The organism is Mesorhizobium robiniae (genome assembly GCF_040545535.1).
GTDB classification, from domain to species: domain Bacteria; phylum Pseudomonadota; class Alphaproteobacteria; order Rhizobiales; family Rhizobiaceae; genus Mesorhizobium; species Mesorhizobium robiniae.
On the sequence record NZ_JBEPMC010000001.1, the window covers coordinates 308,927 to 325,805 of the forward strand.

The window sequence follows — 16,879 nt, forward strand, 5'->3', positions numbered from 1 at the left end:
TCAGCGAAATTCCCGGCTAGAGCAGCGCTTCGTATAGATCGCCGATCTTTTCAACTTCGAAATCCGCTGCCCTGCTCTTCAGGAGGGCGGCAGAAGTGGGGTGATCCAGCATCTCAGCCATCGCCTTTGCCAGCGCCTCGGCATCGCCGACCGGCACCAAGGCGCCGAAACGACCGTCATCCAGAATCTCGCGCGGGCCATGCGGCGCATCTGTGGAAACCACGGGGACCCCGGCAGCCATGGCCTCGACCAGTACATTGCCAAAGCCCTCGCTTGTGGAGGAAAGGACGAACAGATCGGCTGCGGCGTAACAGGCGGCGGGATCGTTGACGTAGCCGGCAAAGAGCACACCCGCGCCTATACCGGATTCTTGGGCACAGGCGCGCAGTTCGACAGCCAGCGGGCCTTCGCCGAAGATGACAAGCCGAGCACGGCGGCCGGCGCGCAGGATAGCGAAAGCCTGGAGCAAGGTCCGATGATCCTTGACCGGCACCAGGCGACCGGCGGTGGCGATGACCGGGCCATCGCCCATCGTCGCCAACTCTGCCTGCCAGGCATAGGATTGTCCCTGGAGCGCCGCGGCCGGCGGCAGCGGGTTGTTGATGACGACGACCTTGGATTTGGGGAAACCGCGGGCCGCAATATCGCGGCCGACGCCCACTGAGACGGCGATGGCCTTGGTTGCGCGCGCTGCAACCAGCGCGGAAAACCAGACTGCTATTCTCGCGCCGAGGCTGCCGGAAGGCAGTGAGGCCGCGGCGTGGAAGCTTGGAAAGAACCGCGCTCGGCTTCGCGCCAGAAGAAGCGCCAGCGTCACGACCAGATTGGCAAATTCCGGCGCGCTATAGACCGCATGGGGACCAAGGCGACTGAATAGACGTGCGCTTCGCACGATGCCTTTCAGCGTCTCCCACTTGCCGTAGCCCTCGCCCCGGATGGGAAGGTCGAAATCGACCAGATGCACGTCGGGGGAGCGCAGCGCGGCGTTAGGTCCTTCCGCGTTCCAGGTAAAAAGTGTGACATCGTGCCCACGCGACGCCAATTCATTTGCCATGAGGACGAAGACACGCTCGGCGCCACCGCCCCTGAGGCTGGCAATGTGAAAGACAACGCGCTTCGCCATGCCTGGATTCAGGCTTGGCCGACGGCAATGCCCGGTCGGTCCGGCGGCTGGCGCATGTCGCGCCAGATGCCCATGGCAATGGCGAGCAGCATGCCCAGAGCAAAGCCGGCGAAAGCCCCCAAGCCTGCCATCAGGGGGGTGCGGGGCGGCCACGAGCGCCCGTTCGGCGGCACTGCGGTGGAAATTACCTGTACATTCGTGGTGTCGATCTGCTCGCGTTCGGCGATCTGGCGTGCGCGAGACAGGAAGCTTTCATAGACCGCCCTCTTCGAGGCGGCATCGCGTTCAAGCTCACGTAAGGCGACCTGGGACTCGCTGTCGGTGAAAACATTGCTCTTCAGATCGTTCATCTTGGCGCTAAGAGAAGCCAATGACGCGTTGGCCTTATCCAGGTTGGCTTTTGCCGTGCCGACCGTGCGGGCGAACTCCGCCCTGAGTTGAGAACTGACGGTTTCGAATTCTGTCCTGAGCCTGACAATCGTCGGGTGGCGCGGACCAAATGTCATGGACTGTGAATCGATTTGCTGCCGCAGGGCGTTTGCCTTGTCGCGCAATACCGCGAGTGCTGCCGAATCCGCGGGGTCAGGATTGGCTCCATTGACACCGGAGGCAATCAAGGCGTCGTAGCTTGCCTGCGCAGCGATGACCCGCGATTGCGCCTCGCCAATTTCGCTATTGAGCTGCGTCATCGTCTGCGAACTGACGAGCTGGCCGTTGCTGGAGGACAAATTGTGGCTGCGCCTGTAGTTCTCGACCCCCTCTTCGGCCGCCTGCACGTCGCGCTTGAGCTGGCCGAGCCGGGCGTCAAGAGCAGCTGCGGCACGGCCGGCACCGGCAGCTTCGGCCTTGGCCAATTCTTCCTGGAAAGCTTTCACTATGGCTTGCGAGATCAGGATCGCCTTGCCGGAGGTTTCTGCCGATACTGAGAGGGTCGTGACGAACGACATTTCATCTGCAGTGACGTTGACCCGCTCCGCCAGGTTTTTCTGGGCGATAAGCTTCGGATCGGGTTTGCCGGCACTCGCTCCAACAGCAGGCGTGGAGGCGCTCTGGTCCGGGTCGAAAAACTCCGGATCGTTGGTCAGACTGAGTTCGTCCACTACCCGAGCAAGCACGTTGCCCGAGGTCAAGATACGCTGCTTGCTGCGAGCGTTGAGCAGTTGGCTGTCGACCTGGCCCGGTTGCGAGTAGAGATCGTTTTCCACGACCTGCAAATTGGCGGGATTGATGAGGACTTCCGTCGTGACCGTATAACGCTGCTTGCTCAGCAACCCATAGGCGGCGCCGACGACGCCGCCGGCCACTGCCAGCATGCATGCCACGACGAGCCCGGCACGCAGCCAGACAAACAGGCGTCGAAAATCGAGCTCGAGGAAATCGCCGATCTTGTCAAGCGTCACCGTCGGGACGGGCTCGGGCGTGTGCGGAGTGACAGGGGCGGAGGTGCGTGCCATGACTGGGGCATCCTGTTGCAGCCTTGCCCTGCTGGCGCGCCGCGCATTGGCGATCCGCTCGAGCGCGCTGATATCGGAATCCGCTGCAGATGGAGGGGTTGTGCCGGAAGCGGCGGACATGGTGCCAACTCTTGTTCTCTTGCTATGCGGCCAGCACTACAGAAAGATCGTTAACATCTCATTTTCCAAGAATGACGATAGAATACCTCCACTTGCATGGGTCGCCGGCCTTGATTTGGCTGGGATCGGAGATCGCTGCGAAGCCTTGCTTTGTACCCAGCATCCGGTTGGTAGCGGCAGTCGGACGGTCGTGCCGCTGCGGTTGGCCGGCCTCAGGGCGGTCTGCATGTTCGGCATGTTTGCCGTCGCACGTTAGATTTGGCGAACGGCCAAGCGCCATTCGAAGAAATCTCACTTATCGGCCAAGTGTGAGTGATTGTCATGAAGTCGGTAACGGGCACTTAACGGCCCGCCTGTATTTGAAAAGACGGTAATGCCTTTTGAAGCACTGACCGCGGCCTACAGGATGGCGTCAGTCGCCTGCGGGAGAGGAACGTGCAGAAGTTCTATTCGGTCCAGTATCTTCGCGCCTGCGCCGCCTTGCTGGTTTTGTTCGCGCACGCTTTTTCTTACCAGATCGGCATAGACAATCCGATTATCGTGACTGCGGGTCGCCTTGGCGTTATTCTGTTCTTCGTCATTAGCGGCTTCATAATGGTCTACATTACAGGAAATGGCCCTTTCTCTGCGCCAACCTTCCTGAAACGCCGGGCGATCCGGATCATCCCCCTCTACTGGCTTTTCACAAGCGTCGCCGCGCTTCTGGCAGCCTTTGCACCAAGTCTGTTCCAGACGACCGTCTTTACATGGCCCCACTATCTCCAGTCGCTCTTCTTCGTCGTCCACCAAGCGCCCGAACGAGATGGCGTCAGCCCAATTCTCTCACTCGGCTGGACGCTCAATTATGAGGCCTACTTCTATATCGCATTCGCGGTGCTCGCATTCCTGTCTGTGACTTCGCGCGCATTGGTGCTGACAGCCTTTTTCACTGCGATGTGGCTGGCCGGGCTGTTGATGGCTCCCGCCAACCCTGTTCTGCAGTTCTATCTGAACGCTTCTCCGGTGGCGTTCGTCATCGGCATGTGGATAGGCCGGCGCTATCTAGATGGCGGCTTCGCTTCCGACACACGCTATGCTTGGCCACTCGGCCTTGTGGCCGCGGCAGGCGTAGCGCTTGCATTCGTCGATGACGGCACGCCGCTCATGACCCAGATCAGCTTCGCGGGGCAGGTAATGTGGGCAGCCAGCCTGCTTCATCTTGGCCTCATTCTGGAACCGAAACTCAAGCACTGGAGCCTGCTCGAAGAGCTCGGCAACGCCTCCTACGCGCTTTACCTGTCGCATATCTTCGTGATCGGCGCCGTCGCCTACTTGGCCAAGCGCACCATCGGCTACGAACATCCGGCAACGGTGTTTCTGGTTTCGGTGGTCAGCATCGTGACTGCCTGCATTGCCAGCCTGGTGATCCACCATATGATCGAGAAGCCGATTCTTCTCGTTCTGAACGGCAGACGAAGGGTTAGGAACGCACCGCTTCCTTACGCTGCCACCGGCAACAAATAAGAAGACCGTGCAACACCTACGCTGCGTTGATATCCGGGCTGGCCGTTAACGTCTCATTTTCCAAGTTGGCATATTTTGCCGACACACGCCGCGTCCGTTCGGCGGTCCGTCGAATGGATCTCGTTGGCCGGAAAGCCGTTTGAATACCTTCACTTGGATGGGCCATGAGCTATCCCGCCGCCGTATCGGAACGGTCGTCCAGCCAGGCGCGCCGCCAGAACGCGCTGTCGCTTCTGTTCTTCCTATGCGCGGCCTTCGCGTTCCTGCTCCGCTTCACGGTTTCACCGCAGATTATGAACACTGTCGTCGACTATACCGCCGACGGGGGTTCGTTCTACGAGAAGCTGCATTTCGGCACCTATGCTATCTTTCTGCTGCTTGCTGTCGTCCTTTTCAGCCGACCGTTTCTGCTGCGGGGCGACGAAATCGGGATATTCAAAGCGCTGCTGCGCTACTCGGTGCTGATTTTCGCGCTTGTGCCCTATCTGTTCATTACCGGCCGTGCAGGCTCTTCCGGGTTCGTCATCGATACTTATCTGGTGGCGGGCGCCGCAGGCCTGCTCATGCTGGCCTTGAACGCGGATTCGCGGCGGGCGCTGGGCGACCTCGTGCTTGGAATGGTGATCCTCAGCGCTGTGATCGGTACCATCGAGGCGGTGACCCAACATCGATTCCTGCCTTACGGACTTAACGAACTGCAGTTCAGGCCAATAGGCCTGTCGCCGCACCCGCTGGCATTGGGCGCGCTCTGTGCCACGGTCATCGGATTCGTACCGCTGGCACGCTGGCGTATATGGGTGCGGGTGGTGTCGATCCTTGTGTTGCTCCTGGGTTGTGCCGCATCAGGCGCTCGCGCCGCCCTGATACTCGCGGCCATGGAAACCCTCATACTGCTGATGTTCGTGCCCTGGCCGCGCCTGACGCTCAAGCACCAGCGGCAGGCCAAGTCCGTCGTGCTGCTGTTCGCCGTGGCGGCTGGCGCGGTGCTGGTGGCCGTACTGTTTTCGGGCGGACTGCTGAACCGGTTCAGCAACACGATCTTCGATGAAAATTTCATGGCGCGCGTGACGATCTACCAGGTGTTCGGACTTGTCAGCTGGAAAGACATCCTGTTCGGCATGAACGGCGACGAGCTGCTGAAGATCGTCAACGAGAAGCTACATCTGCCCTTTATCGAGAGCGCGCCGGTGGTCATCATCATGCTCTTCGGCTTGCCGATAGCCGTGCTCTTTATCGTGCTGATATTCTGGTTCATTTTTCGGCTGCTGCGCGGCGCGCCGCTGCCGGCATGGATCGGCACCATGACCTTCCTGCTTGCTGCGCTGTCGAACAACGCGCTCTCGTCAAAATCGCCGGAAATTACGATCCTCGTCGTGCTGCTTCTTGCCTATAGGAACGCTTCGTATCGAAAGCAGCCGAACAGCACATCTTCGGCCATGGTTACATCCGAGCCGAAGCTGAATCGGCCAGGATAAGCTCGGCTCCAGACGTATCAGCCGGCGCTATCCACAACCTCGACATTGCCTGCACGGTTGAGCGTGTGAATGCCCGCGCGGGCCCATGCCGGCCCCGGGCCGATCGGGCGGGGCGGCGTAAAACGCACATCGCGATCGTCAAGCCGGTCCAGCCGCATCAAGCCCAGACCGCCGCCATAGGCTCTCGACCCGTTTTGGACCGGCAGCACCAGGGCGTCGCCTTGGCGAATAAAGGCGCCGCCGGGCCGAGCTGCCGAGTGATCGACGGCAATGGGATTGAGCGCATGCGCAATCCAAGGCCCGCGCAGCGAGGGCGCGGAATAGACCGCCATCGTGTCCGACGCGCTGCCATAACCGAACCGCTCCGTCCCCAACAGCCAGAAGCGGCCATCCGATTCGAGCAGCGTGGCGTCATTGAAATCCTTGCCCGTCATCAGCACGGTGTCGCGTACCCAGCGATCCGGAAACTGCGCGGCACGATAGAGCACAAGCTCGCGCGCCGCCGCACTTTCAGGAATCATGAAAATCTCGCCGGCGTGAGCGAACACCTGCGGATAAGACAAATGGTGCGCTTCCTCCAGCACCACCCGCGGTACGCCGAAGCTGCCATCGTCACCCAGTTCGGCGACGGAAATCACGCCGCGACCGGTGGCGTAGGGAAATTCCTCGACAAACAGATAGTGGCCGCCGTCGCGCTCGATGACGAATGGATCGGCGTAGAATCGCTGGCCGTCGTCTGCGAGGACGGTGAACTGCGTACCGTCGAGTTGCCCGGTTTCGGCGACGCCGGGCCCTTCGATCAGCCGATAGGCAACCTGCCAATAGAAGGGACGCCGTCCCAGTCTGAGTTTTTGCACGGCGCGGTCGACCAACCCCTTGGAGAAAAAGGGCAGATAGCGCCTGATAAAACCGCTGTTCCTTAGGGTCGGCGCCGGGCTATCGGCGATTGGCACAAGTTCGCCCTCGGAAAAACGGGCGACGCTTTGCGCAACCAGCGAGATGGCTCCGGCGAGCAGGTCGTTGCAACTGCGAGACAGCCAGAGCCGGTCGCTGAGCATCGGTCGCCCGCGGGCGACCGTGACGCCATCGAGGCGAACGGCAAGCTCGGGCAATCGCCCGCTCGCCAGCATCTCGGTCACCCCGGCGGGAAAGGTGCTGCGGCCGCAAAATTCGAGCGTAAGAACCGGTGTGCCCGGGCGTGCGAAAGTGCCGGTGAGATCGATTATGAGGTCGGCCGGACCAGCAATGCCGGATGGCAACGGCTCGGAGGGGCTTGCCAGCGAAGGACCGAAGCGCCGGCTCTCGATATCAAGCACGCCATCCAGTCCGCGTGCGATCGGCGCAGGCCCCGGCGCGCGGCAACTCGAAACCACGTGGCCAGCTGCATTCAGCCGCACCAGAAGCTCATTTTCCCAGCGCCGAGATCCGGCAATGTGGCCGATGATTAAAATATTAGTCAATCGAATATGTTCTTTTTCAAGACTACTCTGCCAGAGTACCTATCGGTTTAGGCTTTCATAAGAGTTACCGGGGAGAGTGCGGGCTTGGCTGTTAATCATATATTAAGATTTGACGTCACGAAGGCGGCTTCTGCCGCTATTATAGCTCGTGCGGCGAATAACCAGCAGGTCGCGACGCGCTCCGGCGACCAGGATCGGCAATGAACGTCCTTTCACATCCAAAACTGCCGTCCAGGCAAAAGCTGCTGATCGTGTTCGGCACGAGGCCGGAGGCGCTCAAATGCTTCCCGGTGGTGCGTGCAGCACTTGCCCATCCAGGTTTTATCACCGAGACATGCATCACCGGCCAGCATCGCGAGATGGTCGATCAGGTCATCGAACTGACCGGCCTGCCGGTGCATCACGACCTCAACATCATGCAGCCCGGCCAGACATTGTTCGACGTGACCTCGCGTGTCCTGCTGGGCATGGCCGACGTACTGGAGAAGGCGAAGCCCGATATCGTCCTCGTGCAAGGCGATACGACCACGGCGATGACTGCGGCTTTGGCTGCCTTCTACAAGCGCATCCCGGTCGCCCATATCGAGGCAGGATTGCGCAGCCACGATATCAATTCTCCTTTTCCGGAGGAACTGAACCGCAAGATTGCTGGCGACATCGCCACTTGGCACTTCGCACCGACAATTCAGGCGCGCGACAACCTCGTCGCCGAAGGAAAGGCTGAAAACACCATCTTCGTGACCGGCAACACGGTGATCGACACGCTGTTGCATTTTTCAAGCGCGATCGACGCCGACAGGCTGATGAACGCGAAGCTCGCCGCCCATTTCCCCTTCCTAGACCCCACCAAGAAAATGATCCTCGTCACCGGTCATCGGCGCGAGAATTTCGACGGCGGCATCCAGCGCATCTGTACGGCGTTGAAGGGATTGGCGGCACGCGGAGACGTGCAGATCGTCTATCCCGTCCATCCAAATCCGAATGTGCGCTCGGTGGTCAACGCAGAGCTGGAAGGCGTGCCGAACATTTATCTGGTCGAGCCGCAGGACTATCTGCCGTTTCTGTACCTGCAGAAGCACAGCTATCTGGTGCTTACGGACAGCGGCGGCGTGCAGGAAGAAGCGCCTTCGCTCGGCAAGCCGGTCCTGGTGATGCGCGAAAACACCGAGCGGCCCGAGGGGATCGTGGCCGGTACCGCCCGTCTCGTCGGCACCGATGTCGAAAAAATCGTGTCCAACGCCAATCGCCTGCTCGACGATCAGGCCGCCTATCGCGGCATGGCGGAACGACATAACCCATATGGCGATGGCCGGGCCAGTAACCGGATTGTTGAGGAACTGCTGCATCATGGCTGAGATCAAGACCGTTTCCGTTATCGGCATGGGCTATATCGGCCTGCCGACCTGTGCCATTTTCGCTAGCCGCGGGCTCGATGTCATTGGCGTCGACGTCAACGAAGCGGTGGTCGAGAAAGTCAATCGCGGCGAAATCCACATCGTCGAGCCGGACCTCGATGGTTTGATCCAGAAGGTTGTGGCCAACGGCAAGCTTAGGGCTTTCAGTACGCCGCAGCCGGCGGATGCCTTTATCATCGCCGTGCCGACCCCGATGACCGAGGACCACAAGCCGGATGTGAGCTACGTGCTTTCGGCAGCACGAAGCATTGCCTCCGTGCTGAAACGGGGAGACCTTGTGGTGCTGGAATCGACGTCGCCGGTCGGCACGACGCGCGTCATGACGGCACTGCTTGCCGACTTGCGGCCCGATCTCAAATTTCCTCTCCTGCACGGCGAAGAGGCCGATGTCCTGGTCGCCTATTCGCCCGAGCGCGTGTTGCCGGGAAAGGTCCTGACCGAGCTGATCAACAACGATCGCTCGATCGGTGGGCTGTCGCGCAAGTCGTCGGAACGGACCGCGGCACTCTATTCAACCTTCGTTGCCGGCGATCTGTTCATGACCCAGGCCGAAAGCGCGGAACTGGTGAAGCTGACCGAGAACGCGTTCCGCGACGTCAATATCGCCTTTGCCAACGAGCTTGCCGCAGTGTGCCAGGATCTGTCGCTCAACGTCTGGGAAGTGATCGATCTCGCCAATCGGCATCCCCGCGTGAACATCCTCCAGCCGAGCCCGGGCGTCGGCGGGCACTGCATTGCGGTCGATCCGTATTTCATCATCGACGCCGCGCCTAACAGCACGCGGCTGATGGCTTCGGCACGCCGGATCAATTCCGAGCGTCCCTTGTCGGTGGTCAGGGATATCGAAGCCCTGCTCGACCCGTCCCGCAAGCAGACCATCGCCTGCCTTGGCCTCAGCTTCAAAGCCAATATCGACGATATGCGCGAGAGCCCGGCTGTCGAGGTGGTGAAGCTTTTGTCAGATATTCCCAACCTGAAGATTATCGCGGCTGAGCCCAACACACATAGGCTGCCGCAGGAGCTCGAGGGCAAGGGCATCGTCTTCACCGATGCACTTTCCGCCATCGACCAGTGCGACATCGTCGTCCTGCTGGTCGACCATCGGCAGTTCAATCTGGTTGATCCCGAAGCGCTCAAGGACAAGAAGCTCATCGACACGAGGGGTTTGTGGACCTGGCGCAAGGCACGCAAGCCCGACGCCCGCATCGAAGGCAAGAAATCGGCGATCGAACGTTTGGCACTTCCTGCAGGTGCAGAGGAGGCCGCATGAACGCGCACGACCCAGGATGGGCGCAGCATCGCCTGTTGGCATCGCGTCGCCGGGAGTTTCTCGGCGCGCCGATCCATGCGCTGACCATGGCCGAGACGCTGGCCATCGCCGATGAGGCGATGACCCTGCGGCGGCCGCTGCATCATGTGGTCGTGAACGTCGCCAAGCTTGTCAGCATGCGCAACAATACCGAGCTGCGGGAGGATGTTGCGACGGCGGATGTGATCAACGTCGACGGCAAGGGTGTGCTTTGGGGTGCGCGTCTTTGCGGTGTGGCGCTGCCGGAGCGGGTAGCCGGCGTCGACATCATGGTCAATCTGTTGAGCCTCTGCGCGAAGCGCGGCTTCAGACCCTTCCTGCTGGGAGCCGAACAGCACGTTCTCGATGCGGTGAAAAGGCGGCTTTCCAAGGATCACCCAAACCTGGTGCTCGCCGGAATGCGCAATGGCTATTTCAAGCCGGAAGACGAGGCCACAATCGTCGAGGCGATCAACGCCTCGGGCGCCGACTGCCTGTTGGTGGCGATGCCGACGCCGCGCAAGGAGCGCTTTCTCAAGCGCTATCGTGACGAACTTACTCCGAGTTTCGTCATGGGCGTCGGCGGCAGTTTCGATGTCTATGGCGGCAAGGTCGCCCGGGCGCCGAAGCTGGTTCAAGCGGCCGGTCTGGAGTGGTTATTTCGGGTGGCGCAGGAGCCGCGACGCTTGTGGCGCCGCTACTACGACACCAATACTGCTTACGCAGCGCTGCTGTACCGGGAGTTCCGGGACAGTCGGGGGCGCCGAAAGGCCGGCCTATAGGAGCGGCATGACTGCGGCTCCGGCAAATTCAAAATCCTCTCGCCGGTCTATGCGGGCCGTAGCCGCGCCCATAACTTAGCTGCGAATTGCATCGCGGCGATGGGATAAAACAGCCAGCTCAGCCCGAAGAAAACCGCTGCGCCTGCGGCGCCGCCCGCGATCAGCGAGACGATGGCCGGCATGTCGCCGAGTAGAGCGCTGGCAAGGCTGGCGGCCAGCCCGGTGCTGACCGAGATGACGAGCGAAACGCCGATGTCGCGCCATGGCACCGGCACCGACGTGAGCCGTTCGCTGATGATGATACAGGCTACAAGGCCGACCAGCGATCCGCCCGCCAGCGCCAAAGCAGCACCGACCTCCGCCATCGAAGGGATCAGCAGCACGGACAGTGCGATTGTCGCCACCGAGCCGAAGGAATTGGCGATGATCAGCAGCCACGGCCGCTTGTGCGCGTGCACCACGGTGCCATAGACGAAGCTCGCGAGGTTGGCACACAGCACGCTGAAGGCGATGATCGGAAAGAGCAGGCCGAAGCGGCCGTGATATTCCGATGGCAGCAGGAGCTGCGTGATATCGCTGCTGAGTGCGACCAGCATCGCTGCAACCGGCAGGCAAAGGCGGATCATCAAGGCCATCAATTGCGACAGCAGCCGGCCCGATGCCGCAGGCCCGTCTTCATCGAACCGGCTGACCACCTCGGGAAAAGCGCCCATGTTGATGGAATTGGCGACCATATCGATCGGTTGGCGGGCCAGCGCATAGGCCGCGGCGAAGATCGCCACGGCACCAGCATCGTAATAGATCTTGAGGAATAAACGCTCCGCGCTGTGGAGGCCGAAGCCTACCAGCGCCATGATGACCAGGGGCACGCCGAGGACGAAGAACTCCTTCTGGGTGAAGCGTGGCGGACCGGCAACGACACGTCTGGATGCCATGATGCCCGCCACGATACCGGCGATCAGCACGCCAAGGCTCGAGCCTAGCGATACCGTCAGAAAGGAATCTCGAAACAGGACGACGGCGCCAATCGGCAGCGCGAGTTGCAGCACGGCGCGCAGGAACTCGAGCATCGAGTAGACCGAATGACGCTGCTGCATCTGCAGCACTGTCAACGCGAAGCGGCCGACGGAACCGGCGATGAGGTAGCTGCAGACCGCGATCGCGAACTCGACCCAGCGCTCAGGCACGATCACGGCCGACGCGACCACGGATACGATCAGCGCCAGCGCCGTGCTGGCAAGCAACACCCGTCCGGCCAGCATCAGGCTGCCGCGGCTGATGTCGCCTTTGCCGCCAAGCCTGAGCAGGGCGATGCGCAGCCAGTTGGTGACGGCGACGTCGGTCATTTCGCCGACCGTTACCACCAGGGTCAGCAGGCCGTACTCGGTCTGGTCGATCAACCGCGTCACGATGACCAGCAGGAGCAGCGCGGAGATCCGCGTCAGCAGGATCGCCGGGGCATAGATGAGCGTGGAGCGGAGCAGCAAAGGGTTTTCCCCGGAAATTCACCTTCGATTAACCGTCGACCGGCGGAAAATCCAGCGCGATGACGGTAAAGGGTGAACAGATTCAGTTTGAACTAACGTATTCGTCGTACACCTCATCTGAAACCTTTGCTTTGTCGTTCCGAAATTGAGTCATGCTGCAGCGTCTGGTTCACAATCAAAAAGTGCATGTCCTTGTCGCGACGCCGTCGGGCGTTTCGGGGCAGGGAGGCATCGACCGCATCATGGGGGCGCTGAAGCAGGAGTTCGAACGGCAAAAAATCGCCGACATCGATGTACGCTTCCTTGCCAGCCGCGGCGCGGGGCATGTCGGGCTTTCGATCTTCTACATGTTTGGCTTTTGCCTGCAGATGCTTGCGGCGCGTTTGGCGAAGCGCGTCGATGTCGTCCACATCAATTTATCGGTATCCGGCAGCACCTACCGCAAGATGGTGATCGCCGCCTGCGCGCGGCTTTTGTCGATACCTTATGTCCTGCATTTGCACGGGGCGCAGTATGAGACATTCTGGAAAGACGATGATGGTTTCATGAGCCGCCGCATCGAAGCTCTGTTCGAGCGTGCCGGTCGGGTGATCGTCCTGGGCGGGCTTTGGCGCGACTTCGTCGCCAGCCGGGCGCCGGGGGCGGCCGGCAATATCGTCATCGTCCCCAATGCAACGGCGGTTCCCTCCCTGGCGCATGTCGGAGGCGGCGAGAATGTGCATATCCTGTTCCTTGGTCGCATCGGCGACCGCAAGGGCGTACCGCAATTGATCGATGCGCTGCACCGCATGAAACCCATCGAGGGCTGGCGCGCCACGATCGCCGGCGATGGCGAAGTCGAGGCGGCACGGGTCAGAACGGCCGAACTGGACCTTGCCGAGCGCATTACCCTTCCGGGCTGGGTCGGGCCCGACGAGGTCGCGTCGCTGATCGCTTCGGCAGACATTCTGGTGCTGCCCTCGTTTGCCGAAAACCTGCCCGTCTCGGTCATCGAAGGCATGGCCGCAGGTCTCGCGGTCGTGACGACACCTGTCGGCGCTGTGGAAGATATCATCACCAACGAGCAATCCGGGTTGCTGGTGCCGCCCGGCGACGTTGCGGCGTTGACCGAGGCGCTGACGCGGCTGGTCGAGAATCCGGCATTGAGGGCCAGGCTTGGTGCTGCCGCAATGGCCTTGCATCGGGAGCGGCTCGATCTCGCCCCGTTTGTCGGCGCGATCTGCGACGTCTGGAGGTCGGTCGCGTCAAAGGCTCAATCGGTCAAGCGCTGATGCTGTCCCGTATAATAATGCGACGCTGATCTGTGCGTGCCGTCGCTTGAGCGCGGCGGGGCCTTCACGAGCAGCCCGAGCCCGGCAGCGATCGCACTGGCGTCACTGCGGCGCTCCAAGCTCGAATTCGCGGTGGAATATCTCCAAATTCAGCAGCGCCCATATCAGTTTTTCGTGGTCTACAGCACCGCTGGTGTGCTCCGAGACGATTCGATCTAGGTATTTCGCGCTCAAATAGCTGCGAATGACGGAACGAGAGGAGCAAAGATGGTCGTGCACATAACTCCTCATCGATCCGCGAAACCATTCGGCGACGGGCACCTTGAACCCGATTTTGCGGCGGTTGAGAATTTTTTCGGGAAGTATGTTGGCCATACTGTTGCGCAAGATCATCTTGCCCTGCCGCCGGCCCACCTTGTAGCGATCGGGCAATGTGCTGACGAACGCAACCAGATCGCGATCGAGGAACGGCATTCTTCCTTCGATCGAACCGGCCATCATCATCCGGTCGCCCCGTTCCAACAGATTGTCGGGCAACCACGATGTCTGATCGAAAAACAGCACGCGGCGAAGATGGGACGCCTTCGCGCTCGATGAGAACGGGAAGTCGTTGCGTCCATCGCGGCAATTGGCCGGCGCACCGATAAGGCGACCGTGTTCCCGCGCTGTCATGGCACCGAACCAGGAGATCATCCGGGTGGCAAAGTCCCTTTCACCCGCGCTTCGGGCAAATGTATCGAACTTGGCCGTTGCACCAGGCATGGCGCGTATCAAAGGGGCGAGGAGATTGTTGTGGAGGAAGGCTGGAACAAGCGACCGGTAGATTCCAGCCAGCGACTCCGCACGGTGTTTGGGATACCCACCGAGAATCTCGTCCGCCCCTTCGCCTGTGAGCACCATCTTGACGTCCTGCGAGGCTCGCTCCGACATCAGGTAAATTGGAATGTCCGAACTTTGTGAAACAGGCGCCCCCAAGTGGCGGATCAACTTGGGCAGATGGTCAATCAGGTCGTCTGCTTCGATCACCAACTCGCTGTGATCGGTCTTGAAATGATCGGCGACGCTTCGGGCGAACGGGAGCTCGCTGTAAGCCGATTCCCTGAAACCGACCGAAAATGTACGAATGGGCCTGTCGCTGTGCTTGGTCATCAGGGCGACGATTGCCGAGGAGTCGAGCCCTCCGGAGAGAAAGGCGCCAAAGGGCGCATCGCTGCGCATTCTGATCTCGACGGAATGGTCGAGCAGTTGCAGAAATCGTCGCTTGGCGGTTTCGCCGTCGATATCCTCAGTCAGATCCGTTTGATCTGGAGGCGTATAATAGCGCGTTTCCGTCACTGTGCCTTGCGACCAGACGGCATAGCTTCCGGGGTTGAGTTTGCGGATTTGTTTGAAAAGCGTGCGCGGTCCGGGCACGTAACGCCAGTGCAGGTACTCGTGCACGGCCTTCAAATCGAGCTGCTGCGCATTCGGCTGCGACGACAACAACGCGTTGATCTCTGACGCAAACGACAGCAACTTTCCGCTTTGCATGAGGTAAAGGGGCTTTTTGCCGAAGGGATCCCGGCCGAGGATCAATTCGTGCCTCTCAGCATCCCAGAGCGCAAACGCGAACATGCCGCTCAATCGGTCGAACATGGATAGGTGCCACTGATCGTAAGCCCTGAGCAGCACCTCAGTATCGGAGCGTGTTCGAAAATGATGACCGAGACCGATCAGTTCCTGCCGCAACTCGACATAGTTGTATATTTCGCCGTTGAAAATAATTCGGAGACGGCCGTTGTCGACATGCATCGGCTGATTGGATTCGGCGTTCAAGTCAATAATCGCCAGGCGGCGATGCACCAATGCCAACTGGTTCTCGCCAGTGTTCAAGTCCAAGAACTCGGCGCCTTCGGCATCGGGGCCACGATGTCGCAATGTGTTGGACATTCTGGCGGCCCGATCTTGTGGATTCTTCACTTTCGGCCCGATCCAGCCGGCAATTCCACACATTGTCTCTTCCCTTGGCCCGCGTAGTCGCGACGCCATTTACGACGAATGTGTTAAACACTTGATTGCCGGCGGTCCAAAATCCGCGAAGAAATGGTTCAGAGCTGAGCTTGACTGGCTCGATCCTGAATGAGGTGCGACCGACGGTTGCGGCGGGCGACGAAGGCAGCCCGATCCGGTTCCAGTGTGGCGGTGAGAGGATTGGCGTTGCCGCCCGGCTGACTCATCCGTGAAGGGGGCAATGGCAGCTATGGCAGGCCCAGTGCCCGCAACATCTCCGAGTCTGGGACCGCAGGCCCTTCCTGCCGGATGACGCTCATTCCATAGGGATTGGAGAATTCCCAGACGGACCATGGGATCGCAAAGCGTTCCGCCTGCTGGCGCACCGCCTTGAGATAGCGCAGGCGGTCAGCGTCGAACGCGCCCATGCGGCCGTCCGCAGACATGAGGATGGCGCCGAATTCACCCATGAAAAGCCGTCGACTTGGAATGCCATGGGCCCCGGCCCAGTCGACCGCCTGACGGAAGCTCGCCTCGAGTTGGCTCGGACCCCAATTCTGCTCGAAATATCGGGCGATTGCTTGACGCGCCACGGCCATGTTCATCACCTGCTCGACCGGGCTCAGGCCCGCGGCGTCCATCTGCGCCTTGAGGGTTTCGGTCACCACTTCGGGCGTGCTGCTGTCGGCCGGCCACGGAAGGCCCGAGGCAAAGGTGTTTTCACCGTCGGGCCGCTGATGCGTGAAACTGTGCGGCTCGTACATGTGGAAGCTGTAGTAGAGGTTCGGATCGTCAAAGTCCGGCGTGAGATTGACCAGTCCGGCAATGCTGCCGCCACAAGCGCCCGTTGCGACGATGGTGAGCTCGCTGCTGACTGCGCGAATGTCGCGGACCGTGTCCGCCATGATCCGCTGCCAGTCGTCGCTCCCGCTCGAATCGCAAGGGTAGTAGGCCGGCTCGTTGTAAGGCTCGAGCGCTACCTTGTCGGTACCAATCTTGACGAGCATGGTGGCGACCGACACGACCATTTCGCGGTAGCTGGCAACGCCTTTGCTATCGGCACCGTCATAGATCATCTCCATGCTGTAGGCCGGGACCTGGGTGACGCCGTGCAGGTCGAAAACCACCTTGAGGCCGGCCGACGTGAACCGCTCGACCGCCGCGGCGAGCATGTCCAGCGTTTGTTGCCGTTTGGCGCCCTCGCTGGCAAGCAGAGGGCCGGGGTCGACACTCAACCGGACGAAGTCGAAGCCCATCGATCGAATGCTTGCAAACGCCTCGCCATCACCCCAGTCGGTGAGCGGCCTATCTCCGGCGCGCCACTCCTTCTCGGTGCGGTAGGGTGGCCAACGGTAGGATCCATCATCCTCTATCGGCGACCAGTTGAGCCATCCATGCACGCCAACGCCGCGCTGGAGCGGGATCGGCGCAGCGTTGGCGGCAATCGCCATGCCGAGTACCCACGCCGCAACACACGCAATCCTTACCATCGCCTCTCTCCGCATCATGGTC

12 protein-coding genes are annotated in these 16,879 nt (G+C 60.8%); 6 read left to right on the forward strand and 6 right to left on the reverse strand.

Annotated features, from left to right (window positions below; translation table 11 throughout):
- Positions 1 to 16: 16 nt before the first annotated feature.
- Complete coding sequence (locus ABID19_RS01505) at positions 17 to 1,123, reverse strand: glycosyltransferase (RefSeq protein WP_354487433.1); 1,107 nt, start codon at positions 1,121 to 1,123, stop codon at positions 17 to 19.
- An 8-nt stretch (positions 1,124 to 1,131) separates the two neighbouring features.
- Positions 1,132 to 2,697, reverse strand: coding sequence for a GumC family protein (locus ABID19_RS01510; protein WP_354487434.1), 1,566 nt, complete (start codon positions 2,695 to 2,697; stop codon positions 1,132 to 1,134).
- Between the two features lie 435 nt (positions 2,698 to 3,132).
- On the opposite strand from ABID19_RS01510, the gene ABID19_RS01515 reads away from it, so the two are divergent.
- Both ABID19_RS01515 and ABID19_RS01520 read left to right on the forward strand, forming a co-directional pair.
- A complete protein-coding gene (locus ABID19_RS01515; RefSeq protein WP_354487436.1) occupies positions 3,133 to 4,200 on the forward strand; it encodes an acyltransferase family protein in 1,068 nt (355 codons plus the stop codon).
- A 164-nt stretch (positions 4,201 to 4,364) separates the two neighbouring features.
- Positions 4,365 to 5,675, forward strand: coding sequence for a VpsF family polysaccharide biosynthesis protein (locus ABID19_RS01520; protein WP_354487438.1), 1,311 nt, complete (start codon positions 4,365 to 4,367; stop codon positions 5,673 to 5,675).
- 17 nt (positions 5,676 to 5,692) lie between these two features.
- Here the strand turns inward: ABID19_RS01520 and ABID19_RS01525 are convergent, their stop codons facing one another.
- Positions 5,693 to 7,135, reverse strand: a complete 1,443-nt coding sequence (locus ABID19_RS01525) for a glucosamine inositolphosphorylceramide transferase family protein (RefSeq protein WP_354487440.1) — start codon at positions 7,133 to 7,135, stop codon at positions 5,693 to 5,695.
- Positions 7,136 to 7,335: 200 nt separating this feature from the next.
- Between ABID19_RS01525 and wecB the strand changes: the two genes are divergently transcribed.
- Genes wecB through ABID19_RS01540 form a run of 3 tightly spaced genes read left to right on the forward strand, consistent with a single transcriptional unit; the run spans position 7,336 to position 10,620 of the window.
- Positions 7,336 to 8,490, forward strand: a complete 1,155-nt coding sequence (wecB, locus tag ABID19_RS01530) for a non-hydrolyzing UDP-N-acetylglucosamine 2-epimerase (protein ID WP_354487442.1) — start codon at positions 7,336 to 7,338, stop codon at positions 8,488 to 8,490.
- Positions 8,483 to 9,820 (forward strand): UDP-N-acetyl-D-mannosamine dehydrogenase, encoded by a 1,338-nt coding sequence (gene wecC, locus ABID19_RS01535; RefSeq protein ID WP_354487443.1) that lies wholly within the window; start codon positions 8,483 to 8,485, stop codon positions 9,818 to 9,820. The genes wecB and wecC overlap by 8 nt, the downstream gene beginning before the upstream one ends.
- A complete protein-coding gene (locus ABID19_RS01540; protein WP_354487445.1) occupies positions 9,817 to 10,620 on the forward strand; it encodes a WecB/TagA/CpsF family glycosyltransferase in 804 nt (267 codons plus the stop codon). Before wecC ends, ABID19_RS01540 begins: the two co-directional genes overlap by 4 nt.
- Before the next feature lie 47 nt (positions 10,621 to 10,667).
- Here ABID19_RS01540 and ABID19_RS01545 read toward each other — a convergent pair whose 3' ends face one another.
- Positions 10,668 to 12,107, reverse strand: coding sequence for a lipopolysaccharide biosynthesis protein (locus ABID19_RS01545; protein ID WP_354487447.1), 1,440 nt, complete (start codon positions 12,105 to 12,107; stop codon positions 10,668 to 10,670).
- A gap of 152 nt (positions 12,108 to 12,259) precedes the next feature.
- On the opposite strand from ABID19_RS01545, the gene ABID19_RS01550 reads away from it, so the two are divergent.
- Positions 12,260 to 13,378, forward strand: a complete 1,119-nt coding sequence (locus ABID19_RS01550; protein WP_354487449.1) for a glycosyltransferase family 4 protein — start codon at positions 12,260 to 12,262, stop codon at positions 13,376 to 13,378.
- Between the two features lie 102 nt (positions 13,379 to 13,480).
- Here ABID19_RS01550 and asnB read toward each other — a convergent pair whose 3' ends face one another.
- Together asnB and ABID19_RS01560 are read right to left on the reverse strand one after the other, a co-directional pair.
- Complete coding sequence (asnB, locus tag ABID19_RS01555; RefSeq protein ID WP_354487450.1) at positions 13,481 to 15,370, reverse strand: asparagine synthase (glutamine-hydrolyzing); 1,890 nt, start codon at positions 15,368 to 15,370, stop codon at positions 13,481 to 13,483.
- 245 nt (positions 15,371 to 15,615) lie between these two features.
- On the reverse strand, positions 15,616 to 16,857 hold the full coding sequence (locus ABID19_RS01560; protein WP_354487451.1) for a glycoside hydrolase family 5 protein: 1,242 nt from the start codon (positions 16,855 to 16,857) through the stop codon (positions 15,616 to 15,618).
- Positions 16,858 to 16,879 lie beyond the last annotated feature (22 nt).